8 protein-coding genes are annotated in these 24,716 nt (G+C 74.6%); 1 reads left to right on the forward strand and 7 read right to left on the reverse strand.

Going from position 1 to position 24,716, the window contains the following annotated elements; all coding sequences use genetic code 11:
- The 5 genes from PVK74_RS09720 to PVK74_RS09740 form a co-directional block, all read right to left on the reverse strand.
- Positions 1 to 4,827, reverse strand: coding sequence for a type I polyketide synthase (locus PVK74_RS09720; protein WP_274478881.1), 4,827 nt, complete (start codon positions 4,825 to 4,827; stop codon positions 1 to 3).
- Positions 4,824 to 13,514, reverse strand: a complete 8,691-nt coding sequence (locus tag PVK74_RS09725) for a type I polyketide synthase (protein ID WP_274478883.1) — start codon at positions 13,512 to 13,514, stop codon at positions 4,824 to 4,826. The genes PVK74_RS09720 and PVK74_RS09725 overlap by 4 nt, the downstream gene beginning before the upstream one ends.
- 1,322 nt (positions 13,515 to 14,836) lie before the next feature.
- The gene (locus PVK74_RS09730; RefSeq protein ID WP_274478884.1) at positions 14,837 to 16,861 is read right to left on the reverse strand and encodes a hypothetical protein; all 2,025 of its coding nucleotides are present in this window, start codon (positions 16,859 to 16,861) and stop codon (positions 14,837 to 14,839) included.
- A 199-nt stretch (positions 16,862 to 17,060) separates the two neighbouring features.
- Positions 17,061 to 18,761: a bifunctional 3-(3-hydroxy-phenyl)propionate/3-hydroxycinnamic acid hydroxylase MhpA gene (mhpA, locus tag PVK74_RS09735; protein WP_274478886.1), complete on the reverse strand. Its 1,701-nt coding sequence runs from the start codon at positions 18,759 to 18,761 to the stop codon at positions 17,061 to 17,063.
- A 116-nt stretch (positions 18,762 to 18,877) separates the two neighbouring features.
- The gene (locus PVK74_RS09740; protein WP_274478888.1) at positions 18,878 to 22,018 is read right to left on the reverse strand and encodes an ATP-binding protein; all 3,141 of its coding nucleotides are present in this window, start codon (positions 22,016 to 22,018) and stop codon (positions 18,878 to 18,880) included.
- Between the two features lie 254 nt (positions 22,019 to 22,272).
- On the opposite strand from PVK74_RS09740, the gene PVK74_RS09745 reads away from it, so the two are divergent.
- The gene (locus PVK74_RS09745) at positions 22,273 to 23,100 is read left to right on the forward strand and encodes an SAM-dependent methyltransferase (RefSeq protein WP_043322995.1); all 828 of its coding nucleotides are present in this window, start codon (positions 22,273 to 22,275) and stop codon (positions 23,098 to 23,100) included.
- On the opposite strand, the gene PVK74_RS09750 is transcribed toward PVK74_RS09745, so the two are convergent.
- Together PVK74_RS09750 and PVK74_RS09755 are read right to left on the reverse strand one after the other, a co-directional pair.
- Positions 23,080 to 23,898, reverse strand: coding sequence for an endonuclease/exonuclease/phosphatase family protein (locus PVK74_RS09750; RefSeq protein ID WP_274479261.1), 819 nt, complete (start codon positions 23,896 to 23,898; stop codon positions 23,080 to 23,082). The two genes, PVK74_RS09745 and PVK74_RS09750, sit on opposite strands and share 21 nt — an antisense overlap.
- Before the next feature lie 157 nt (positions 23,899 to 24,055).
- The gene (locus tag PVK74_RS09755; protein ID WP_274478890.1) at positions 24,056 to 24,706 is read right to left on the reverse strand and encodes a M23 family metallopeptidase; all 651 of its coding nucleotides are present in this window, start codon (positions 24,704 to 24,706) and stop codon (positions 24,056 to 24,058) included.
- Positions 24,707 to 24,716: the final 10 nt, after the last annotated feature.

Consider the following 24,716-nt stretch of genomic DNA (forward strand, 5'->3'; position numbering starts at 1 on the left):
TCACGCCTCCTGGCCCAGTACGGCCCGCGCCTGCTCGTCGGAGAGGCCCTCCAGCTCGGCGAGCAGCTCCGAGGCGACGTCCTCGAACCGCTCGACCCGCCCGATGGCCGCCGTGTCGGCGCCGCCGTCGTCCGCACCGGCCGGCAGCCGGCTGACGATCTGCTCGGTGAGGGTGCGCAGGGTGGCGCCCTCCAGGAACACCGCGATGGACAGCGAGACGCCGAGCTGGCGTTCGATCTCGTTCTTCAGCTCCACCGCCATGAGCGAGTCCAGGCCCAGGTCGAACAGCGGCTGGTCCAGCCCGACCGACGCCGTCGCGGAGCCGAGGGTGGCCGCGACGGCGAGCACCAGTTGCCCGGTGAGCGTCTCGGCGCGCCGGTCGGCCGGCAGGGCCAGCAGTTGCGCGCGGCTGGGCAGCAGGCTGGTCCGGGCCGTACGCCGGGCGGGCCGGGCGGGGCCGTCGCCGCGCAGCAGCGGGGCGAGCAGGGCCGAACCGGAGACCTCCTGGTAGCGGCGCCCCCACTCGGTCCAGTCGACCGGGACCACGGCGATCTGCGGCTCGTCGTGGCGCAGCAGCCGGTGGAAGACCCGCAGCGCCTGGCCGGGCCGCAGCGTGCCCATGCCCTTGCTGAGCCCGGGGGTGGCGTCGGCACCCCGGTTGGCCAGGCCGACCCCTTCCCAGATACCCCAGTTGACGCTCAGACCGGGCAGTCCGGCGGCGCGGCGCTGCGCCGCCAGCGCGTCGAGGAAGGCGTTGGCCGCCGCGTACCCGGCCACGAACGGCGAGCTGAGCAGCGAGCTGGTCGAGGAGAACAGGATGAAGAAGTCCAGCTCCCGGCCGGCGAACAGGCGGTGCAGCACCCAGGCGCCGACGGCCTTGGGCAGCAGCGGGCGTTCCAGGTCGGCCCGGGTCAGCTCCATCAGCGGGGCCACCTCACCGGTGCCGGCGGCGTGCACGACGCCCCGGATCGGCGGCCGGCCCTCCCGGTCGTAGCCGGTCAGGAACGCCCGTACCGCCTCCTCGTCGGCGACGTCGACGGAGGCGACGTGCACGGCGGCCCCGAGCGCCTCCAGCTCGCGCACCCCGGCGACACGTGCCGCCGCCGGATGGTCGGCGGGCAGGCCGGCCCACTCGGCGCGGGGCGGCAGCACGGTGCGGCCGAGCAGCACCAGCCGCCGCGCGCCGGCCCGCACCATCGACCGGGCCACCTCCAGGCCGATGCCGCCGAGGCCGCCGGTGATCAGGTAGCTCGCGTCGGGCCGCCACGGCCCGTCGGCGGCGTCGGCCTCGGGCACCGCCTGGCGGACGAGCCGGGCCACGTAGCGCCGGTCGCCGTGCAACGCGACCTGGTCCTCGGCGTCGCGGGCGGTCAGCTCCCCCACCAGACGCGCGGCCAGCGTGGCCGGATCGGCGGCCGGGTCGAGGTCGATCAGGCCGCCCCAGAGCGCCGAGTGCTCCTGCTGCAACGACCGGCCCAGACCCCACAGGGCCGACTGGGCCACCGCGAGCGACACCGGGCCGCCCGGGGCGTCGGCCGACCGTACCGCGCCGCGGGTGACCAGCCAGAGCCGTACCGTCTCCGGGCCCCGCGCCCGGGCCAGGGCCTGCGCGGTGTGGACCGCGCTGAGGCTGCCCCGCTCGGTGGCCCGCAGCAGCGCGGCGGCGTCCGCCGCGCCGTCCGGGTCGGTGTCGTCGAGGCTCCACAGGTGCAGCACCTGAAGCTCGCCGCCGTCGAGTGCCAGCTCGTCCACCAGCCGGCTCAGGTCCGCCGGGCCGTCCAGGCGCACCTCGGCCCGCGCGCCGTCGACGCGGTACGCCGGACCCGGCGACACCCGTACCACCCGCTCGCCCCGGACGGCGACGGCGTCGGCGAACCCGGCGCCGACCCCGGTCCCGTCGGTGAGCACCAGCCAGGTCCGGGCCGGGGTTGCTTCCGGGTCGGGAGCCGGCGCGGGCGCGTCGACCGGTTGCCAGTCGAGCCGGTAGAGCAGGTCGTCGTCGGCGTACGCGGCGGCGCCGTCCTCGCCGGTGTCGTCCACGGTGGACGATCCGGTGTGCCGCTGCTGCTGCCGCTGCGTGCGGCGCGGCTCCTGCCAGCAGTGCGTCTTCTCGAACGGGTAGGTGGGCAGCGGCACCCGGGCCCGCCGGTAGTCCCGGTCGAAACCGGCCCAGTCCAGGTCCACGCCGGCGGTGTAGAGCCGGGCGACGGTGTGCAGCAGCACCGCCCAGTCGTCGTGCTTGGGCCGCAGGCTCGGCGCCAGCAGGGCCTCCCCCGCCGGCAGGTTGTCGCTGATCATGCCGAGCAGCGTCGGCGCGGGTCCCATCTCGACGAAGGTGCGGTAGCCCAGCTCGCGCAGCGTGTCGATGCTGGCCGCGAAGCGCACCGGCTGGCGGGCGTGCCGGCACCAGTAGTCGGCGTCCGGGGCGCTGTCCCACGGCCACAGCTCACCGGTCAGGTTCGCCACGAGCGGGACGCGCGGCGGGGTGAACGTCACCGCGTCGGCCGCCGCGCGCAGGCCCGGCAGGATCGGCTCGATCAGCGGCGAGTGCGACGAGGTGGTGATGTGCAACTGCTTGGTCTTCACCCCGCGCCTGTCGAACTCGGCGCAGATCCGCGCCAGCGCCTCCCGCTCACCGGAGATGGAGGTGGTGCCGGGGCCGTTGACCGCGGCGACGGACACCCGGTCGGCGTACCCGGCGAGCACCTCGGCGACCTCGGCCTCGGGGGCGAAGACGGCCACCATCGCGCCGTTGTCGTTCAGCTCCCACATCAGCCGGCCGCGTTCGACGACCAGCCGCAGCCCGTCCTCCAGGCTCATCATGCCGGCCACGCAGGCGGCCACGTACTCGCCGAAGCTGTGCCCGAGCACCGCCACCGGCTCGACGCCCCAGGAGCGCCACATCTGCGCCATGGCGTACTGCACCGCGAACAGCGCCGGCTGCGAGTAGGTCGTGCGGTAGACCAGGTCGGAGTCCGGGTCGGCCGGGTAGATCACGTCCAGCAGCGGGACGTCCAGCAGCGGCCGCAGGATCTCGTCGCAGCGGTCGACGGCCTGCCGGAAGGTGGGCTGCGTCTGATAGAGGGCGCGGGCCATGCCGACGCGCTGCGGGCCCTGCCCGGTGAAGAGGAAGACCACGTCGTCGCTGCCGGCCTCGCCCACCACCGGCAGGTCGCCGGGCAGCCCGTCGACGAAGTCGGCGAGCTGGTCGGCGACCTCCCGGGCGGACGCGCCGACGGCGGCCAGCCGGTGCGGGAAGTGGGCCCGTCCGGTGCCGGCCGAGAAGCAGACGTCGGCCAGCGCCGCGCCCGGGCCGGCGGACAGCCGCTGCTGGTAGCGCCGGGCCAGCTCCAGCAGCCCGTCCGGCGTCCGGGCCGACAGCGGCAGCACCGAACGGGGCCGCTCCACCGCCGGTTCCGACGGTACGGCCGGCGGCTCGGGCGCGGCCTGCACGATCAGGTGGGCGTTGGTGCCGCTGAACCCGAAGCTGCTCACCCCGGCCACCGGCCGCTCGGCGACCGCCGGCCAATCGCTCAACTCGGTCGGCACCGCGAACGTGGTGCCGGCGAAGGAGATGTGCGGATTCAGCTCGGTGAAGTGCACGTTCGGCGGGATCGCGCCCTTGTGCAGGGCGAGCACCACCTTGATCAGCCCGACGATGCCGGAGGCGGCCTCGGCATGGCCGACGTTCGTCTTCGACGACCCCAGGTAGACCGGTGCGCCCTCCTCCCGGCCGTACACCTCGGCCAGCGCCTCGACCTCGATCGGGTCGCCGAGCGTGGTGCCGGTGCCGTGCGCCTCGATGTAGGAGACCTGCTCGGCGGCGACGCCGCTAGCCGCGAGCGCCCGGCGCAGCACGTCGCGCTGCGCCACCCCGTTCGGGGCGGTCACCCCGGAGCTGCGACCGTCCTGGTTGACCGCGCCGCCGCGGATCACCGCGAGCACCTGGTCGCCGTCGCGTACCGCGTCGGTCAGACGCTTGAGCACGACGATGCCGCAGCCCTCGCTGCGGACGTAGCCGTTGGCGCGGGCGTCGAAGGTCTTGCACCGGCCGTCCGGGGCGACCATGCCGGGGAACTGGGAGAAGGCCACGCTGGGCAGCGGCGACAGGACGACGTTCACCCCGCCGCCGAGGGCCAGGTCGCACTCGCCGGACCGCAGGCTCTGCACCGCCATGTGCACCGACACCAGCGAGGAGGAGCAGGCAGTGTCCACCGCCACGCTCGGGCCGCGGAAGTCGAAGACGTACGAGATCCGCCCGGTCACCACGCTGTGCGCGGTGCCGGTGCTGGCGTAGGCGGTGATGTCCTCCAGCCCGGGGAAGTTCTCGGTGGCGAAGTCGTTGCTGCACACGCCGAGGAACACCCCGGTACGGCTGCCGGCCAGCGCGGTCGGCGCCTTCCCGGCGTTCTCCAGCGCCTCCCAGGACACCTCCAGGGCGAGCCGCTGCTGCGGGTCCATGGCCAGCGCCTCGCGCCGGGAGATGCCGAAGAACTCGTAGTCGAAGTGGTCGACGCGGTCCAGGAAGCCGCCCCAGCGGGTCCGCATCTTGCCGGGCTGCTGCGGTTGCTCGTCGTAGAACTCGTCGACCGGCCAGCGGTCGGCCGGGATCTCCGCGACCGCGTCGACGCCGTCGCGCAGGATCCGCCAGAAGCTCTCCGCGTCGACCGCGCCGCCGGGGAAGCGCAGCCCCATGCCGACGACCGCGACGGGCTCGGTCCGGCCGCGCTCGTACTCGGCGAGCTGCCGCTGCATCCGCTCCATCTGCAGGTAGGCGCGCTTGAGCGTGGAGTTCGGCGCCTGCGCCTGCTGCCCGGTCGTGGTCATCCCTGACGCCCTTCCTCGATCTGGTTGAGCTTGGCCAGCAGGAGCGCCTCGACGTCGTCGTCGGAGAGCTGCTCCAGGTCGGTGGCCGGGTCGTCGGTCCCGGCGGCCGGTGTGGCGCCGGGCGCGGTCGCCGGGCCGGTCCCCGCCGGGGAGACGTCGGTGTCCGGCCCGGCCTCCAGCGCCACGTCCATCCGCTCGGCGAGGTGCGGTACGAGCGCGTCGATGGTCGGGAAGCGCCACGCGAGCGTGGCGGACAGTTCGACGTCGAGCGACGTCTCCAGCCGCTTGCGCAGCTCCAGCGACATCAGCGAGTCGAAGCCCATGTTCGCCAGCGGCGAGGTGACGTCGACCCGGTCGGCGTCCACCTTGAGCACCCGGGCCACCTCACCGGCGACGTGCCCGGTGAGCAGGGCGCGCCGGCGGCGGCCCGGCTCGACGGTGAGCAACCGCCGGCGTACCTCGCCGGAGCGCGCCCGGCCCTCGGCCGTGCGCGGGGTGTCCACCGCGACCAGGTCGGCCAGCAGCGCGGGCACGAGCCCGCCGGCCTCGGCCGCGCGGAGCCGGTCGAGGTCCAGCGGCAGGACGGCCGCCTGCGCCGCCGGGGTCCGCATCAGCCGGTCCAGCGCCTCGATGCCGTCGCGTGGGTCGATGCCGACGATGCCCTGCCCGGCGAGCTGGCCGCCACGGTCCGGGCGGGCCGCCAGGCCGGACCCGGACCAGGGGCCCCAGTTGACGCTCAGCGCGGCCCGTCCCTGCGCCCGGCGCCGCTGCGCGAGCGTGTCCAGGAACGCGTTCGCGGCGGCGTAGTTGGCCTGGCCCGGTGAGCCGAGCAGCGCGGCGGCCGAGGAGTAGAGGACGAAGAAGTCGAGGTGCCGGTCCAGGGTGGCCCGGTGCAGATGCCAGGCGCCGTCCACCTTGGGCGCGGCCACGGCCCGGAACCGGGCCCGGTCGAGCTGCAGCATCAGCCCGTCGTCCAGCACACCGGCGGCGTGCACGACGCCGGCCAGCGGCGGCATCGTCCGGTCGAGGTCCGCCAGCACCGCCGTGACGTCCTCGTGGCGGGCGATGTCGGCCTGCCGGACCTGGACGTCGACGCCCTGCCCGCGCAGCTCGTCGAGGACCTGCCCGGCGTACGCCGAGGGCCGGCTGCGGCCGAGCAGCGCCAGGTGCCGCGCGCCGCGACCGGCCAGCCAGCGGGCGGTCTCCAGGCCGAGAGCGCCGAGACCACCGGTGATCAGGTACGTGGCGGCCGGCCGGACCGGGACCTCCCCCGGCGGTACGGCGGCCACCTCGTGCCCACCGGGCCGCAGCACGATCTTGCCGGTGTGCCGGGCCTGCGCCATGAGACCGAACGCCGCCGCCGCGTCGGCGTAGTCGTAGGTGGTCACCGGGAGGGCGGTGAACTCGCCGCTGTCGAAGCCGCGCAGCACCTCGGCGAAGAGGCGGGCGATCAGCTTCGGCCGCTCGGCGAAGGCGCGTTCCAGGTCGACGGCGAGGAACGAGCGGTTGTGCCGCAACGCCCGCAGGCCGAGGTGGCTGTTGGCGTAGATGTCCTGCTTGCCGATCTCGACGAACCGCCCGTTCGGCGCGAGCAGGCCGAGGCTGCGGGTGAGCGCCTCGCCGGTGAGCGAGTTGAGCACGACGTCCACGCCCCGGCCGTCGGTGAGGGCCAGCACCTCGTCGGCGAAACGCAGCGACCGGGAGTCCATCACGTGCTTGACGCCGAGGCGGCGCAGCAGTTCCCGCTTCTCCTCACTGCCGGCGGTGGCCAGCACCTCGGCGCCGTTGCGGCGGGCCACCTGCAGCGCGGCCAGGCCGACGCCGCCGGTGGCCGAGTGGATCAGGAGGGTGTCGCCCTCGCCGAGGTGGGCCAGGTACTCCAGGCCGTACACCACGGTGAGGAACGCGATCGGCAGCGCGGCGGCCTGCTCGTCGGTGAGCCCGCCGGGGACGGGGGCGACCAGCTCGGCCCGGGTGGTGGTGTACGCGGCCATGCTGGACGGGGCCACCGCCATCACCGCGTCGCCGACGCTCAGGCCGGTGACGCCGGCGCCGAGCGCGGTGACCCGGCCGGCGCACTCGCCGCCCAGCGGCACGATGCCCGGGGGTACGCCGGGGCAGATCTCCATCGCCTTGAGCACGTCGTTGAAGTTGAGTCCGGCGGCGGCCACCTCGATCTGCACCTGGCCGGGGCCGGGCGGCACGCGTGCGGAGAGCACCGGCGTCAGGCTGCCCAGGTGTCCCTGCACCGACAGCAGCCGGTAGTTGCCGTCGGCGGCGGACCGGTCGAACGGGTGCGGACGCGCCGGCGTGGCCGTGGGCGCGCGCCACGGGACCAGCCGGGGCACGTAGCGCCGGCCGCCGCGCAGCGCGACCTGCTCGCCACCGGGCCGGTGCAGCAGTTCGTCGACCAGGCCGGGAACGCCGTGCCGCCCGTCGGCCGGGTCGAGGTCGACGATCGTGGGGCGCAGCTCGGCGTGTTCCAGCGCGACCACCCGGGCCAGTCCCCAGAGGCCGCCCTGGGCCGGGTCCGGCGCGCCCGCGTCGGCGGCGACCACCTGCGCGCCCCGGGTGGCCAGCACCAGCCGGGGTGACCGGCCGCCGACCTCGGTGAGCGCCCGCACCAGATGCGTGACGGCGACCGGACCGAGCAGTTCGAGCCGGTCGAGTGGGGTGTCCGGCAGGTCGGCCGGGCTCTGCTCGGTGAGGCGCGCGTCGAGGCTCCACGCGTGTACCACTCCGGCGCACGGCTCCGGCCGGGCGGCACGCAGGTCGGTCAGGAGCGTCACGAAGTCCGCCGGCCGGGCCGGGTCGACCTCGTACCGGTCCGGGGCAACCTGCCGGTAGGCGTCACCGGGTGCGACGGTCACCGTGTCCACGCCCCGGCCGGACAGCGCGGCCCGCAGGTCGCCGCCGACCGGGTCGGCGCCGGTGAGCAGCAGCCACCAGCCGCCGGTCTCCGGCGTCTGTGCCCCGTCGGTGGCCTCCTGCCAGGCCAGGTCGAGCAGCGCCTCGCCGACCGGGTCGGCCGGGCCGGAGCCGGCCAGCCGGCGCAGCCGCACGCCGGCGATCTCGCCCACCGGGTCGCCGGCCGCGTCGTAGAGCACCACCCGGGCGCCGTCGATCTCCGGGCCGTCGGTGGCGGCCCCGCCCACGGTGGCGTGCGCCCACCGGGGTACGCCCGGGCCGGCGGCGAGGGCGAAACGCTCCACCCCCACCGGCAGGTACGTCCCGTCGTCGGCGCCGGTCATGGCCGCCGCCAGCACCTGCAGGCAGCTGTCCAGCAGGGCGGGGTGCACCAGGTACGGCTCCCGGTCGCCGGTCAGCTCGGCCGGGTCGCGCAGTTCGGCGACCGCCTCGCGCTCGCCCTGCCAGAGCGCGGCGACGCCCTGGAAGGCGGGGCCGTAGCGCAGGCCGGACCGGGCCAGCCGGGCGTAGTGCTCGGCGCTGTCCCGCTGCTCGCCGCAGCGCGAGCGGACCGTGGTCAGCGGCTCGACGGCGCCGGCCGGGAACGGCTGCGCGGCGCCGTACCGGCCGTGCGCCACCTCGTTCCAGGCGTCGTCCGGTCCGCGGCTGTAGATCCGCAGCGTGCCGCCGGTGGCGGTCTCCGGGAGCAGGACGAGTTGGACGGTGTCCGCCTCGGCCAGCTCCTCGACGAGGGTGACCCGGGTCAGTTCGATCCGCTCGACCACCGCGGCCGGATCGTCGAGGAGCCGCCGGGTCGCCGCCAGCGCCGCGTCGAGAAGCAGGCTGGCCGGCAGCACCGGGCTGTCCTCGACGACGTGGTCCCGCAGGTAGCCGAACCCGGCCAGGTCGAGCCGGACGCCGAAGTGGTGTCCGCCCGGTTCGGCGGCGGACCGGACGTACGTCTCCAGCACCGGGTGCCCGCGGTGGGCGGTGCGCCGCGTCCGGGGGTACTCGTCGGTGATCCAGTGCCGTTCCCGCTGCCACGGGTACGCCGGCAGCGCGGCCATCGGCACGACCGGCCCGTACATCCGGCGCCAGTCGACCGGGCAGCCGGCGGTCCAGAGGCGGCCCAGCTCACCGAGGACCGTGGCCCGGCTCGGCTCGTCGCGGCGCAGCGAGGCGACGACGACGCCGTCGCGCTGCTGGCGGGCGATGCGTTCGGTGACCGGGCCGCCGAGCATGGGATGCGGGGAGATCTCCACGAACACGTCGTGCCCGGCGTCGACCAGCCGGGTGACGGCGGTGTCGAACAGCACCGGCCGGCGCAGGTTGTCGGCCCAGTACGCGGCGTCGAGCGCGGCGCCGTCGATCGGCCCGGCGGTGACCGTGGAGAGCATCGGCACGGCGGCGGGCCCCGGGGTGAGCCCGTCGAGCAGCGCGCCGAGCTCGGCGCGCAGCGGTTCCATCTGTGGGCTGTGCGAGGCGTAGTCGACCGATTCGAGCATCCGGCAGAACGTCCCCTCGGCCGTCAGCGTCTCGGCGAGGGCGGCCAGAGCCGCGCCGTCGCCGGAGAGCACAGTGGACTCCGGTCCGTTGGTGGCGGCGACCGAGACGGCGCCCGGCCGCCGCTCGGCGAGCAACTGCTCGGTCCGGTCGAGCGGGAGGCCGAGCACCGCCATCCGCCCGTTGCCGATGGCGGCGCGGATGACCCGGCCCCGCTGGCGGGCGACCCGCATCGCGTCGGCGATGCCGAGCGCGCCCGCGACCTGGGCGGCGGCCACCTCGCCGACGCTGTGCCCGACCACGGCGGCCGGCTCGACGCCCCAGGAGCGCCAGAGCGCGGCCAGGGCGATCTGCACGGCGGTCAGCGCGGGCTGGGCGACCGCCGGGTCGTCCAGCAGACTCGCGTCGTCCCGGCCGGTGACCAGGTCGAGCAGGGAGAAGTCGACGTACTGCCGCAGCGCCCGGTCGCACTGCGCGAACGTGTCGCGGAACGCCGGCTCGGCGAGCAGGTCCTCGGTGATCGGCCACCACCGGGGCCCCTGGCCGGAGAACACGAAGACGGGCTTCGGGCGCCGGGAGACGCGCCGGGCGCCCCACGACAGCCCGGGCCGTTCCGTGCCGGCCGCGTACGCGACGAGCGCGTCCCGTACCTGCTCGGGCGAGTCACCGACGCAGGCCAGCCGGTGCTCGTGGTGGGTGCGGCGCACGGCGGCGGCGGCGCAGACGGCGGCGAGGTCCGCGCCTTCGCCGGGCGGGGCCAGCTTCGCCGCGTACCGCCGGGCGAGTTCACCGAGCCCCTCGGGGGTACGGGCCGAGATGGTCAGCAGCCGGGCCGGGTCCGCCGGGACGCCTCCGGCGGGCGCGCTGCCGTTGAGGCGGAGGTCGCCGGGCGCGGCGGCCGTTTCGGCGAGGGCGTGCCGGTCGGACCGGGGCGCCTCGGCGAGGACCAGGTGCGCGTTGGTGCCGCCGAAGCCGAACGAGCTGACTCCGGCGACGGCCCGCGCGTACCCGTCCGGCCACGGCTGGCCGGTGTCGGCCACCTGGAGCGCGAGCTGCGCGAACGGGATGTGCGGGTTGGGCTGCCGGTAGTGCAGGGTCGGCGGGATCTGCCGGTGCCGCAGGACCAGCGCGGCCTTGATCAGGCCGGCGATCCCGGCGGCGGCCTCCAGGTGGCCGAGGTTGGACTTGACCGATCCGATGAGCAGGGGCCGCGCCGGATCGCGGTCGGCGCAGACCACGGCGGCGAGCGCCTTGGCCTCGATCGGGTCGCCGAGCAGCGTGCCGGTGCCGTGCGCCTCGACGTAGCCGACCTGTTCCGGCGCCACGCCGGCCCGCTCGTACGCGCTGCGCAGCACCGCCTCCTGGGCGTGCGGGTTCGGCGCCATCAGCCCGTTGGTCCGGCCGTCCTGGTTGACCGCCCCGCCGAGGATCACCCCGTAGATCGGGTCCTGGTCGGCGAGCGCCCGGGACAGCGGCTTGAGGATCACCACGCCGGCGCCCTCGGCGCGGACGTAGCCGTCGGCCCGGGCGTCGAAGGTCTTGCAGCGACCGTCGCCCGCCATCGCGCCGGCCTTGCTGAAGTTGATCGCCAGCGCGGGTGACAGGACCACGTTGACCCCGCCGGCGACGGCCAGCGTGCAGTCTCCCCGGCTCAGGCTGGTGACGGCCTGGTGCACCGCGACCAGCGAGGAGGAGCAGGCGGTGTCGACGGCGATGCTCGGGCCGCGCAGGTCGAACAGGTACGACAGGCGGTTCGCCGCGATGCTGAACGCATTGCCGGTGCCGGTGTACGCGTCGACCCGGTCGAGGTCGGCGAGGGTGAGCTGGGCGTAGTCGCTGGTGGCGATGCCGATGAAGACGCCGGTCGGGGAGCCGGCCAGATCGTCGGCGGCCAGTCCGGCGTCCTCCAGCGCCTCCCAGGTCACCTCGGCGAGAAGCCGCTGCTGCGGGTCCATCCGGGCGGCCTCGTGGGCGGCGATGCCGAAGAAGTGCGGGTCGAACTGGTCGATCCGGTCCAGGAAGCCGCCCCAGCGGGTGGTCGTCCTTCCGGGCGTCGTCGCGTCGTCGGTGTGCAGCTCGTCGGCGTCCCACCGGTCGGCGGGCACCTCGCGGACCGCGTCGCGTCCTTCGGTCAGCAGGCGCCAGAAACTCTCCGGTCCGTCGACGCCGCCGGGGAGGCGGCAGCCGATGCCGATGACGGCGACGGCCTCGTCGGTCGCGTCCGCGTGGCCCGCGGTCGCCTCGGCGCCGGTCGCCGTGGTCGCGGCCGGATCGGCCTGCGCCGCGGGCTCGACCGGCGCGGCGGGTTCGGAGCCGGTGGCCGGGTCGCCGAGGTGGGCGGCCAGCGCCTCGATGGTCGGGTACTCCCAGATCAGGGTCGCGGACAGGGCACGGCCCAGCCACGTCTCCAGTTCGCCCACGAGCCCGACCATCTCCACCGACTGCAGCCCGTACGTGGCGACGGGCCGGGTGGGGTCCACCGCCTGCGGGCTGATCCCCAGCCGGGCGGCCAGCTCCGCCACGAGGCGCTGCTCGACCTCGGCGCGACCGGGCGCGGCCACGGCCGGTGCCGGCGTGCTGCCCGCACCGCCGGTGACGTGTTCCGGGTCGGCCGCGCTCCAGCTCGCCAGCACCGTGAGGTCGCCGGTGAGGAAGGACTGCCGGGCGGCCCGCCGTTGCAGCTTTCCGCTGGAGGTCTTCGGGATGCTGCCCTGCTTGATCAGGACCACGTCGTGCACCTGGAGGCCGTGCTCCTGGGCGACCGCGCCGCGGATCGCCGTGACGACGCGCTCGGCGTCGAGCCGGGCGCGGCTGCCGCCGACCTCCTGGATGACGACGAGCCGCTCCTCGCCGTCGACCTCCACCGAACAGGCCACGCCGCAGCCCGGCCGCAGCGTCGGATCGCTCTGCTCGACCGTCACCTCGATGTCGCTCGGGTAGTGGTTCCGCCCGGCGATGATGATCAGGTCCTTGTGCCGGCCGGTGACGAACAGCTCCCCGTCGTCGGTCAGGAAGCCCAGGTCGCCGGTGCGCAGGAACGGGCCGTCGCCGCTGCCGGCGAGCCGGGCCCGGAAGGTCTCCTCGCTCTCCTGCGGGCGTCCCCAGTAGCCCTGGGCGACGCTGCCGCCACCGAACCAGATCTCGCCGACCCGGCCGGCCGGGAGCCGCTCGCAGGTAGCGGGGTCGACGATGACCAGCTCGTGCCCGGCGGCCGCCGTTCCGCAGCTGACGAGCGTCCGGCTCTCCTCGTCCGGGCCGGCCTCGACCGCCCGGTTGTCGGCGAGGTCGGCGGCACGCACCCGGCGTACTGCCGGTTCGGTGCCGGCCAGCCCGCCGGCGACGAACAGCGCCGCCTCGGCCAGGCCGTAGCAGGGGTAGAAGGCCTCGCGGCGGAACCCGCTGGGCCCGAAGGCCGCCACGAACCGGTCGATGGTCTCGGCCCGGACCGGCTCGGCCCCGCTGAACGCCAGCCGCCAGCTGCTCAGGTCCAGCGCCGCGCGTTCGTCCGCGGTGGTCTTCGCCAGGCACAGCTCGTAACCGAAGTTGGGGCTGCCGCTGAGCGTGGCCCGGTAGGTGGAGATGGCCTGCAGCCAGCGGAGCGGGCGCTTGAGGAACGACGTCGGTGACATGAAGGTCGCCGGGAACCCGGCGTAGAGCGGCTGCAGCATGGCGCCGATCAGCCCCATGTCGTGGTACGGCGGCAGCCAGCTCACCAGCCGGGTGGTCTCGACGTCGGTGATGAAACGCTGGTTCGTCACCTCGAGGTTGGCCAGCAGGTTGGCGTGGCTGAGCACCACGCCCTTCGGCCGCCCGGTGGAGCCGGACGTGTACTGGAGGAACGCCACGTCGTCACCGCCGAGGCCGGGCTCGCGCCACCCGTCGGCCACGGCCGGGTCGATCCGGTCGACGGCCTGCCAGACGAGCGAGCCCAGCGCGGGCGCCAGCGCGGTGATCTGGCCGGCCATCGCGGTGATCTCCGCCGGCGCGAGCACGACAGCGGGACGGGCGTCCTGGATCACGCCGATCAGCCGGGGCAGGGTCCGCTTGAGCAGCACCGGGTTCGGCGGATACACCGGTACGGCGATCACCCGGGCGTAGAGGCAGCCCAGGAACGCGGCGAGGTAGTCCAGGCCCGGCGGGCAGACGATGAGCGCCCGCTCGCCCTCGTTCACGCGCTCTCGCAACGTGGCGGCGATGGCCCGGGCCCGCCGATCCATGTCGGCGTTGGAAATGGCGACCTCGTCGTTCTCGCCGTCGGCCAGGAACCGATAGGTCACGCCGTCCGGACGGTCGAGAAGGACCGCACGGAACCGGTCGACCAGGGTGCCGGGTTTCGGCGGTTGACCAGCGCGACCGGCGGACCCGGCCGACTGTCGCACTGGGTCGGCCGCATCGCCTCGTCCTGGCAGGGAAATGCCCACGATCCGATTCCTTCTGACGTCCGGTAAAGGCACAGCAGGTCCGGCACGAATGCATGATTAATGCTGCGTTCGCACCACGTTAATAGTCCGGAAAGCACGTTCTGGACTTCGCGAAAGGATCCGCGTTCGTCCCGCCGACTACCAGGACGGCGGCGGCACCAGCATCCCGGCGTTCATCGGCGAGTGTCAACCCTGATCGTTGATAAAGTTTGTGTAACTCGGTTTTCCCAGGAGGCGCAAGCAACGCACCGCGCGCCAACTCTCCGACAGGCGGGAACGATTTTCATAACTGCAGGTGAACGCAGCTCTGCCACTGTCGGATAATTGCGCGCCACTTACCCGACAGTCGACCCGGAGCAGCGCCCCGCCCGGCAGGGAGCGCGCAAAAGCGCAGGCCGTAGGCCATCACGGCATACACAGCGGCGCGCCTTACCGCAGGGAAAACGCGGGCGAACGCGCGTACGGCGGCCTACGTGCCCCGCTGCGCCATGCCCGTGACAGATGGTGCGCTTCAGCCAAGAAGCGCGTCGGCGGGCGTCATCCGCCCCGCCTATGCCGTCCTCGCCGCACATATTGACGAGTGGAATAAACGCCGTCGTGTACGGGCCTCAAACTCCTGGCCAAGGCCCGTCTGATAGCCGATGACATCATCCAGACTACCTCCCCCGGAGCGCAGCATAACACCAGGCGTCGCTCTGCGTTGCCCGCCGATCACGCCAATCAGGGCCGCCAATCGGGGCAGCCAAGATCAGTATGCTCACGACACTCCACGCGACCTGCGGAAATGGCTTCCGCATCCGGATCGGGGCGCGCGATAAGCGCGTCGACCAAAGGAAAGGAGTGGGGAAAAACAAGAGGAAGAAGTCCTCAAAATTGCCCTGATCCACGGGGTTGACTTCTCGCCCAGGAGCCCGTGCCGGCCGGCCTCATCCACCCGTGCCGCAATCACGGGCTGGAGGGACATGTCCGTCTCATGTGGAATCGGCGCCTTATCGGAGACAGTTCCTACTGCGGAGAAGAGCCGGATAATGAGGTCTTGTTCGGGATCTGGCCGTAAAGACGCGGGATATCCAATCGCTGATTCACCTGTCAGCGATCAGACGCCGCGCGCCGCTGCCGGTGGCGCCACTCCCCCGGCGGCGGACCGGGCGTGCGCCATCGCACGCCCGGTCCGGACGTCACGGGCAGGGCCGGCCCGGGCAGACGTCGATCACCTTGCCGGTGAGCAGGAAGACGGCCTTCTGCCGCTGCGCGCCGGGCTGCGCGCGGGGGAACTCGTGCGAGTCCTCGCCGTACTCCGGTCCGGCCGGGGCGAGGTTCGTCGGCGGTGGCGCGTACGCCGCGCCGCTGTTCCAGACCACCATGGCCGAGCCCGCGTACGGGTACCTGCGGATCGGCGCGATGCCCCAGAACGGGCGCACGTCCGGTGACCAGCCGTCGGCGAGCGCCGGAGTGTGCAGGCGGGCGCCGATGGTGCGGGCCTGCACCTCCGCCGCCGCGGTGGAGACCTGCTGGTCGGCGAAGGCCACGTGCATCAGGACCCGGTGCGCCGGGGTACGCGGCAGCGGCCGGTCGGTCATGTGCTGGGCGTACCCGTTGGCCTCGGACCGGTCCCACAGCATCTGCAACAACCCGAAGACGAGCTGCTGATCGATCTTGTCCGGGTAGTAGCCGTCCAGGACGGTCTGGAACGGGGCGAAGTCGACGCTGCGCTGCAGCAGCGTGGAGTAGTTCATCGCGGGCACGCCGAGCACCGAGCGGGTCCAGTCCTGAGCGATGGCGGTCAGCGCGCCGCCGTTGATGCCGCCCTGGCTGTTGCCGTCGTAGTGCAGCCCGCCGGCCACGTCGATCAGCGGCCGTCCGGCGGCGTCGCGGAACGCCGGGTGGGCGGCGAACCCGTTGCGATGGATCATCGTCCGGCCGAGGAAGAGGAAGTTCAGGAAGCTCTGCTGGAGCCGGTCGGCCACCGCCGGGAAGGCGCTGAGGTCGGTGAAGGCGCCCGCCACGTACGGGACGTCGGCCGCCGCCATGCCGATCCAGCTGGTCGCGCAGAAGGTGAAGTCGTACGTCTGCGACATCGTCTTGACGTTGCCGGCGTTGATCTCGGTGGGCCGGCCGAGCAGACCGTGGCCGTAGAGCGACAGGTGGGCTGGCTTCGTGGCGGACGCGCTGCGCGGGATGTTGCAGACGAAGTCGGCCGCCACCGTCGTGCCGGACGGTGTGGGCAGCGCGTTCGGCGTCGGCGGCGTGCCGTCGCCGCCGGGCGGACCGTAGTGCAGCCGGGAGCCCGGTCCCCCGTCACCGGTCAGGTAGGACGGCACGGCGACGGTGCCGGTCACCTGCCGGGCGATCAGCGGGTCCTGCTCGGGCGTGTAGTCGGTGACCTGGCTGACGGTGAACGAGGGAGCGCGGCGGCCGAGCGCGGCGAACGCGCCGTCCCGGACCGCCAGCATCCGCCCGGTCAGACCGTGCCGGCTCGCGACGGTGAAGTCCCAGGCCAGGTAGAGGCTGTGCCGCTTGACGCCGGCCCGGCTCAGGTCGGCGAGGATCCGTTTCATCTGAGGCGCGCGCGGGTCACGCCGGTCCAGGCCCGCGCCGGTCACGTAACTGCGGAACGCCTTCGGGGCCGGGATCAGCGCGCCGTCGCCGTCGCGCATGCCGCGCAGGCCGACGACGTACCGGGCGCCCTCGGTCAGCGCGACCGCCGGCCGGATGATCAGCACCTGCCGGTCCGGGTTGCCGGCGGCGTGCGCGTCCAGTTCGGCCCAGTACGGCGTACGCCGCCCGGTGCGGGCGTCGAGCAGCACGATCGGCGCGTCCGGCGCCAGCGAGCGCGCGACGTCGGTGACCGGCGCGATCCGGGTCCGCGTGGCGTCGAGACCGGGTACGCGCGCCAGGATCGGCGAGCCGGGGCTGAACCCGTCCTGCCGGTTCCACTCCGCCGGGTCGATCGGCACGCCGAGCACGTTCGCCGGCATCGCGGAGGCGGCGAACCGCACCCGCTTGCCGGTCGGCGTGCTGCGGTCCGGCACGGTGAAGTAGTCGTTGGGGAACGGCAGCAGGCAGGCCGCCGGGTCGATCGGGTCGCAGGACCGGTTCGCGGCCGGCGCGGGCGGCGCCGCGGCGGCGCCGGAGCCGAGCAACACGGCCGATACGGTCACCAGCGCGGACACGGCGAGACGGAGCCGTCTGGGGGTGGGCACGCGCGTCTCCTTCGGCATCGGAGTGTGGTACGACGGTGGTGGATGGTGGTGCTCTTCCTACGCGCGTGCACGCATCCCGGCAAGGGCGTGCCCCGTCCACGAGGTCTGGTACGACCAGGGCGGGTGGTGGTGGGTGACCTCCGTGCCGTCCGCTGTGGACGACGAGAGGCCCCGGGAGGCACGACTGCCGGGCGTCCGGTCACGAATCGGCTGCCGCCGCGAGTCCCGGGGTGTCCGCCCGGCTCCGGCCTCCGTCCGGCGCGCCGAGCGCGGCGGACAGGTCCCGCCCGGCCTGCTCGATCCCACCGGCAGCCACCATGGCGAACACGAACCGGTCCGGCCGCAGCACCACCAGGTCGGCGCCGTGCCGTCGCAGCCACCCGCCGAGCACCCCCTCGGCGTCCACCACGTCGACCCGGTCCGGCCCGCCGGGTGCCGGAGAGCCGGCAAGCGGATCCGGCAGGTCGGCGAGCGACGTACCGCTCGGGTGGACCGCGACGAACCGCGCCGGCAGCCCCGGCCGCCACGCTCCGAGCGGGTTGTCCACGCCGGCGCGGCCGAGCACGGCGAAACCGTCGCCGAGCACCTCGTCGAGCAGGCGCGTCCCGGGCGCGCCCGGGACGAGGACCCGCGGCTGGGGGAACATCGTCCCGACCACGCCGGCGCGCCGCCCGCCGGCCATCAGGCCCCGCCGGTACGCCGGCACCGGCTTGAACTCGAAGCGCTCCACGAACCGCCGTACCCGGGGGATCGTCTGCACCGCCCGCAGCGCGGCGTCGCGCATTCCGGCGGTGACCCGGTTGCGGGCCAGGAAGACGTGCCCCAGCCGGACGCTCGTGCGCGCCATCTCCACCGTGTGCGGGCGCCGCTCGATCTCGTACGTGTCGAGCACTGCGGCGTCGGCGACGCCGGACAGCACCAGCGACAGCTTCCACGACAGGTTCGCCGCGTCGCGCAGGCCGCTGCACAGTCCCTGGCCCATGAACGGCGGCATCTGGTGGGCGGCGTCGCCGAGCAGGAACACCCGTCCCTCCCGCCACCGTCGCGCGATGAGGTGGTGGAAGGTGTAGACCACCGCGCGGGTGACTGTGAACCGGTCCGGGTCGACGTACGGCGAGACGAGCGCGGCGACGGTCTCGGGCCGCCGCATCTCGTCCTCGGTCTCCCCCGGGCGCAGCATGAACTCCATCCGGTAGCTGCCTGCCGCGCCCGGGGACACGAACGCCGGACGCCGCCAGTCGCAGACGAACCGGGTGTCCCCGACCCGTACCGCGTCGGGCGGCACGTCGCCGGAGACGGCCAGCCACGGCTCGGCGTAGCTCGCCCCGGACAGCGGGATCCGGACGGCGGCGCGGGTGGCGCTGCGCGCGCCGTCGCAGCCGAGCACGTACCGGGCGCGGACCGTCCGCCGCTGCCCGGTGGCCACGTCGGACAACAGCACGGTGACCCCGTCCTCGTCCTGGGTGAGGCCGGCCATCTCGGTGCCGAGCGAGAGCTGCACGTGCGGGAACCGGTCCAGCCCGGTACGCAGCGTGTGTTCCAGCCGAGGCTGGTCGAAGAAGCGCAGCGGCGCGTGCCCGTACCCGAAGTCCGTCTCGGACAGCGCCATCCGGGCGAAGACCCGGCCGGCGCCGTTGACGTATTCCACGAGCGGCGGCGCGACAGTGGCGTCGCGGATCTCGTCGAGCAGGCCGGCCTGCTGGTAGATGCGCATCGCCTCGTCGTCGCAGGAGAAGGCCCGCGGCTGGCCGTGCGCCGTCGCGCTGCGCTCCACGACGAGCGTGCGGACGCCGCGGGCGCCGAGCAGGTTCGCGGTGAGCGCGCCCACCGGCCCGCAGCCGATGACGGCGACGTCGACCTCCTGGACGGCCTGGCGATCCGGCGGCTGAACTGATCCCATCGTGATGCCCTTTCGGAACGTGGTCCCGGACGGCTCCGGCCGTCCGACGCCGACCAGGGCACCAGCCCGGCGTGGAAAGGGTGTGGAGAAGGCGTGGAGGCGGGCCGCCACACCGGTCAGAACGTCGCGAACCGCTGCCGCAGCAGTGCGGCGCCCTGGTCGGCGGCGATCCGGGCGCCGAGGTCCCACTCCGCGCGGTCGCGGCGCGCGACCCCACGGATCCGGTGCAGCTCCGCGACGACGACGCGCTCACCGAACCGGTCCGCCACGGCCAGCCCTTCCTCGGCCAGCGTCGCGGCGGTCTCCGCGCGGCCGGCGGTCAGGTACGCCTCGGCCATCGCGGCACACGTGATGGTGCGGGTGGACCGCAACCCGGGACGGTAGAACCCGTCGGCGGCAGCGCGCATCGCGTCGAGCCGGCCGTGGTCGCCGGCGCGGGCGGCGGCCCACTCCAGGAAGTACGCGCCGGTCGCCGTCATGTGCGGCAGGCCGGTGGACCTCCCGATGTCCCGGCACCGCCGTCCCGCGGCGTCGGCCGCGTCGACGTCGTGTTCCTGCATCGCCAGCCAGGCCGCGTAGAGCGCCGCGTTGGCCCGGCCGTACGGGTCGTCCAGTTCCTCGGCGAGGGCCTCGGCGTCGGCGATGTCCGCCCGGGCGCCGGCCGGGTCGCCGCGCATCGACCGCACGAGTGCCCGGAAGTTGTGGCAGGCCAGCACCGGCCGCCGGCCGACCTCCCGGCGCAGCAGCGCCCGGTCGACGGTACGCAGCCGTTCGATGCCGGCGCTGAGCCGCCGCTCGGCCTCGGCCTGACGGCCGGTGAAGTAGCCGACCGCGCCGAGCAGGTACTCACCGGCCACGGCGATCAGCCCGCTGCCGTCGTCCGCGGACCGCACCAGGCGCCCGGCGAGGTCGGCGCAGATCGCGAACTCGGCCCGGTTGGCGGCCAGCTCACCCAGCGCCCAGAGCGCGTGCCGGAGGTCGGTGTCCGGCCCGACGAGCGTCAGCAGCTCCCGGGCGCGGGCGCAGACCTGGTCGACGGCGTCGCTGCCGACGCCGACGGTCATCTGCAACAGCGCCGCGCGGCGCAGCTGGACGGTCAGTTCGGTGGACGCCGCGTCGGGCGAGGTCTGCGCGGCCGGGGCCAGCCGGTGCGCGGCGCGTTCGAGGTGACCGAGCGCGTCCTCGTAGGCGACCCGCCGCGTCGCGTCGTCGGCGGCGCGCAGCGACCACCGCAGGTGGTCCTCGCCGTGTCCGAGGCCGATCGCCTGACCGTAGTGGCGGGCCAGCTCGGCCGGCGCGACACCGGCGGCCCGCTCGTACGCGCGCGCCAGCCGGGCGTGCAACGCGGCCCGGCGCGGCGGGACCAGCTCGGCGTAGGTGACCTCGGCGATCAGCGGATGGCGGAACGTGACGGTGCCCGGCCCCGCCTCGGTGACCAGCGCGGCCGTGTACGCCGGGGCGAGCGCTTCGGCGACCGCCGGTGCGGTGGTGTCCAGCGCCGCCACCATCACCTGCAGGTCCAGGTCGTGTCCGGCCACGCTGAGCAGGTCGAGGCAGCGTCGGGCGGGCTCGGGCAGCCCGACGAGCCGCAGCCGTACCGTGTCCCGGATGCTCGGCGGCAGTTCCGCGTCGGCCGCCGCGTCGGTGCGGGACCGCAGCAGCTCGGTGAGGAAGAACGGGTTCCCGCCGGTGCGGGTGACGAGGCGGGCCACCACCGGCTCCGGCGGCGCCACCCCGGTCCGGCGCCGGACGAGGGTGGCGACCGAGGAGGCGTCCAGCCCGGCGAGCCGGAGCTGACCGAAGTCGCGGCCGCGCGCCAGCTCGGCGACCGTCGCCACCAGGGCCGGGTCGTTGTCGTACGGACGGAGCGTGGCGACCACCAGCGCCCGGGACGTGGACAGCCCGGCGGAGAGGTAGCGCAGCAACAGCAGCGAGTCCGGGTCGGCGGCGTGCAGGTCGTCCAGCACGACCAGCAGGCCGTGCCGCCGGGCCGCCGCGTGCACCAGGCCGGACGCCGCCTCGTACACCTGGAACCGCGCCGTGGGGTCGAGGCCGCCGCCTTCCGCGGGGCCGGGCAGCGATCCGGCGGCGAACCCGCCCAGGCGGCTCGCCGAGCCGGTGGGGCCGGCGTCCGGCATCGCCGCGAGCGCGCGTACCACCTGGTTCCACAGCCAGAACGGTGGCGCCTGCCCGACGTCGGGACAGCGACCCCAGACGACCGGCACGCCGCCGGTGGCGGCCCGGTCGCCGAGCGCCGCGGCGAGGCTGGTCTTGCCGATGCCCGCCTCCCCCACCACTGCCAGCACCCGCCCGCCGCGCCGGGTGGCCGCGTCGAGCGTCTCCCGCAGCAGCGCAAGCTCGGCGCCCCGCCCCACGAGCGGGTCCGCGTGCCGCCGCGGCGACTCCGCGGCCGGGCCCGGTTCGGGTTCGGCCGGCGCCGGCGCGGGCCCGGCCGCCCGCACGACCTGCCGGCCGGCCACCGCCGGGGGTCCGGGCTGCGCCGGTACGGCCTGCTCCAGGATCAGCCGGTGCGCCGCCCGCATCTGCTCACCGGGGTCGAGGCCGTACTCGGCGGCGAGGACCCGGCGGCCCTCGTCGAAGGCCGCGAGCGCCTCGGTCTGCCGGCCGGACCGGGACAGCGCCAGCATCAACTGCGCGCGGGCCCCCTCGCGCAGCGGATTCGCCGACACGAAGCGGCGCAGTTCCGCCAGCAGCGGCGCGTGCCGGCCGGCCGCGACGGCAGCCGTCAGGCGGCCCTCCTCGGCGGTGAGCCGCAGCTCGGTCAGCCGCGCCACCTCCGGACGCACCGCGTTCAGCTCGCCGACGCCGGCGAGCGGTTCGCCCCGCCACAGTGCCAGCGCCTCGGCGTACGTCCGCTCGGCGACCGCCGGCTGCCCGGCCGCGAGCGTGTCCGCCGCCCGGTCCACCAGGCGTCCGAATCGGATCGCGTCGACGGCATCGTCCTCGACCCGCAGCTCGTACCCCCGGGGGCGGCTGCGCAGGACGCGCGCCGGCTCGCGGTGGGACCGCTCGGGCTCCACCGCCCGGCGCAGTCCGGCGACGTAGGTGCGCAGCGTCGTGTGGGCGCTGGCCGGCGGTCGCCCGTCCCACAGCGCCTCGACCAGCCAGTCGGCGGCGACGAACCGGTTCGGCCGCAGCAGGAACAGGGCCAGCAGGGCCCGCTGCTTCGGCCCGCCGAGCGGCACGCCTCGCCCGTCCCGGTCGATGCCGGGCGGACCCAGCACCCGGAACCGCACGCCATCACCCTTACGACGATGTTCACATGTCCGATGCCGAGTATGGCAGTGGGAACGCCACATCGGACATCGGCGAACCGGTTCCGGTCCGGCGCGTTCCGCGTGTCGCACGGTGAACGTGCTGGTGACGGGCCGACGCCGTGGGAGCGGTACCAGCCGGGGCCACAATTCGGGCCGTCCGGTCGCTACACTCCCCGAAAACGCCCGTAACCCCACCGGCGGGCGGCGCTGATCAGAATCGAATGGAGACGCCTGTGACCCGCGACAAGGCGGCACCCCCCGGCATCGACCTCAACGTTCCCAGCGTCGCCCGGGTCTACGACTACTTCCTGGGCGGCAAGGACAACTTCGAGGTCGACCGGAAGGTCGCCGAGCACGCGCTGCGGATCACGCCGGACGGGCCCGCCGCCGGCCAGGCCAACCGGGCGTTCCTGCGCCGGGTCATCCGGTTCCTGGTCACCGAGGCGGGCATCGACCAGTTCCTCGACCTCGGCTCGGGGCTGCCCACGCAGGGCAACGTGCACGAGGTCGCCACCGAGCACAACCCGGCCGCCCGGGTGGTCTACGTGGACAACGACCCGATCGTGCTGACCCACGGGCGGGCGCTGCTCGCCGCGGAGGGCACCGCAACGGTGATCCAGGCCGACGTCCGGGCACCGCAGGAGATCCTCAACGACCCGGACGTCCGCCGGTTCCTCGACTTCGACCGGCCGATCGGGTTGCTGCTCTTCGCGATCCTGCACCACCTCGGCGACGACGAGGACCCGGGCGCGGTGGCGGCGGAGCTGATCGACGCGATGCCGTCCGGCAGCTACGTGGCGATCTCGCACTTCCGCGACCCCGGCGAGCGCGACCCGGAGGGCTCCCGCAAGGCGCGCGAGGTCGAGCGGGTCTTCAACGAGTCGCTGGGCACCGGCCGCTGGCGTACCGACGAGGAGATCCTCGCCTTCGCCGACGGGCTGACGGTGCTGGAGCCGGGGCTGGTGCCGCTGGCCGAGTGGCGTCCGGATCCGGGCGCGCCCGCGCCGCAGCAGACCGACACCTACCACACGTTCGTCGGGCTACTCGCCCGCAAACCGTAGGTCCGTCGCGGGCTCGCCGTCGATCGACACCGTCGCCAGCAGCGCCGGATGGTCGGTCGTCCCGCGCATGTCCACCGGCCGGTGGCAGCAGATGGTGACGTCGCCCGTCGTCACCATCTGCTGCCGGGCGCCGTCGTCGATCCGCCGGTAACCCGCCGGCACGCACGACCGCACGTCCGGCGTGCCGCCGACGCGCAGGTTGAGGTCACCGGCGAGCACTGTGGGCGCGTACCCGCCGTCGCGGCGGATCGCCGGCACCACCGCGCCGACCAGTTGGGCGCACTGGGCCAGCGCGACCTGACCGCTGGTGTTCGCCAGGTGCGTGGTGCAGGCGTGCAGCAGCCCGGCGGCCCGCAGGCAGAGCCAGACCCGCTCCTCCGGGTCGGCGAAATCCTGCGCCGGGTAGGTGCCGCGGTGCACTGTGGGCCGCGCGCCGCGCGCGTCGAGGCGGGTCAGCAACCCGATCCCGTACGGCTGGCCGTTGTTGCAGTAGGTGGGCTCGGCGTTGGGGCGGTCACCGGCGGCGTGGAACGCGGACACCACCGTGCCGCCGGGACGGGCGGCCCGCAGCGCGCGCTCCAGCGTCTCCACGTCGTCGCGGCAGATCTCGTTGAGCGTGACCAGGTCGGGTCGCTCGGCGGCGATCACGTCGGCGGCCTGGCGGACGGCCCGGCCGGTGTAGCAGCCGGCCCGGCCGCTGTTGCAGAGGTTCATCTGGAGCACCCGCAGCGTCCCGGACCCGGGCTCGCCGAGCGGCGCCGACCCGGCGGGCAGCCCGGCCACGACGAGCAGGCACACCAGCGCCAACGCCCGGCGGGCACGCCGGGCGGGACGGGTGGCGGGCTGCCGGGACAGCGGGGCTCCAGCGGGTACGGGCGGCGGGTGCCGGTGATCCTATCGCCGGGACCGCTCTCGCCGCCGTCCGGCGCGACCCCGGTGGTACGCCGAACCGTGGCTACCGGCGACCCTGGTCGCAGTTCGCGCTGGTCAGCCGGACGGTGTACTCGCGGTCGTCGGACGTGATGCCGGACGGCACGCCGTCGAAGTGGGCCTCCACCTTCTCCCAGCCCCGGCGCTGCTCGTAGTGCAGGTGCGGGGCGCCGGAGTTCCCGGTGCTGCCGACCCGCCCGAGCTGATCGCCGCGGGCCACCCGCTGACCGGCCTCGACCAGCGGCGGTTCGAGCAGGTGCAGGTACTGCGTCTCCCACTTCCCGCCATGGTCGATCTTCACCCAGTAGCCGCCGCCGCGCCCCTTCGGCCCGTTCGGGTCCTGCGGGGTGCGACCGCCCAGGGAACCGTTGACCCCGGCCACGGTGACGGTGCCGGCGGCGGAGGCCAGCACCGGCCGTCCCCACGCCTCGCCCCGGGTCGGGAACAGGTCGATGTCGTAGTCGTCGTGCCCGGGATAGGTCGACAGGCGCCACGTCTCACCGCAGGCCACCGGGAGCTGGAAGGCCGGTCGAGGGCCCGGCGGCCGCAGCAGCGGCACCACGACCACAGCGACGGAGCCCAACGCGGCGAGGACGCCGGCGACCAACGCGACGCGGGCCAGGGGGCGGCGCGGCCGACGGAGGGGACGTGGATCGCGCGGACGCTGGGTGCTCATCGCTTCGAGC

Source organism: Micromonospora chalcea (assembly GCF_028768405.1).
Lineage (GTDB): Bacteria > Actinomycetota > Actinomycetes > Mycobacteriales > Micromonosporaceae > Micromonospora > Micromonospora chalcea.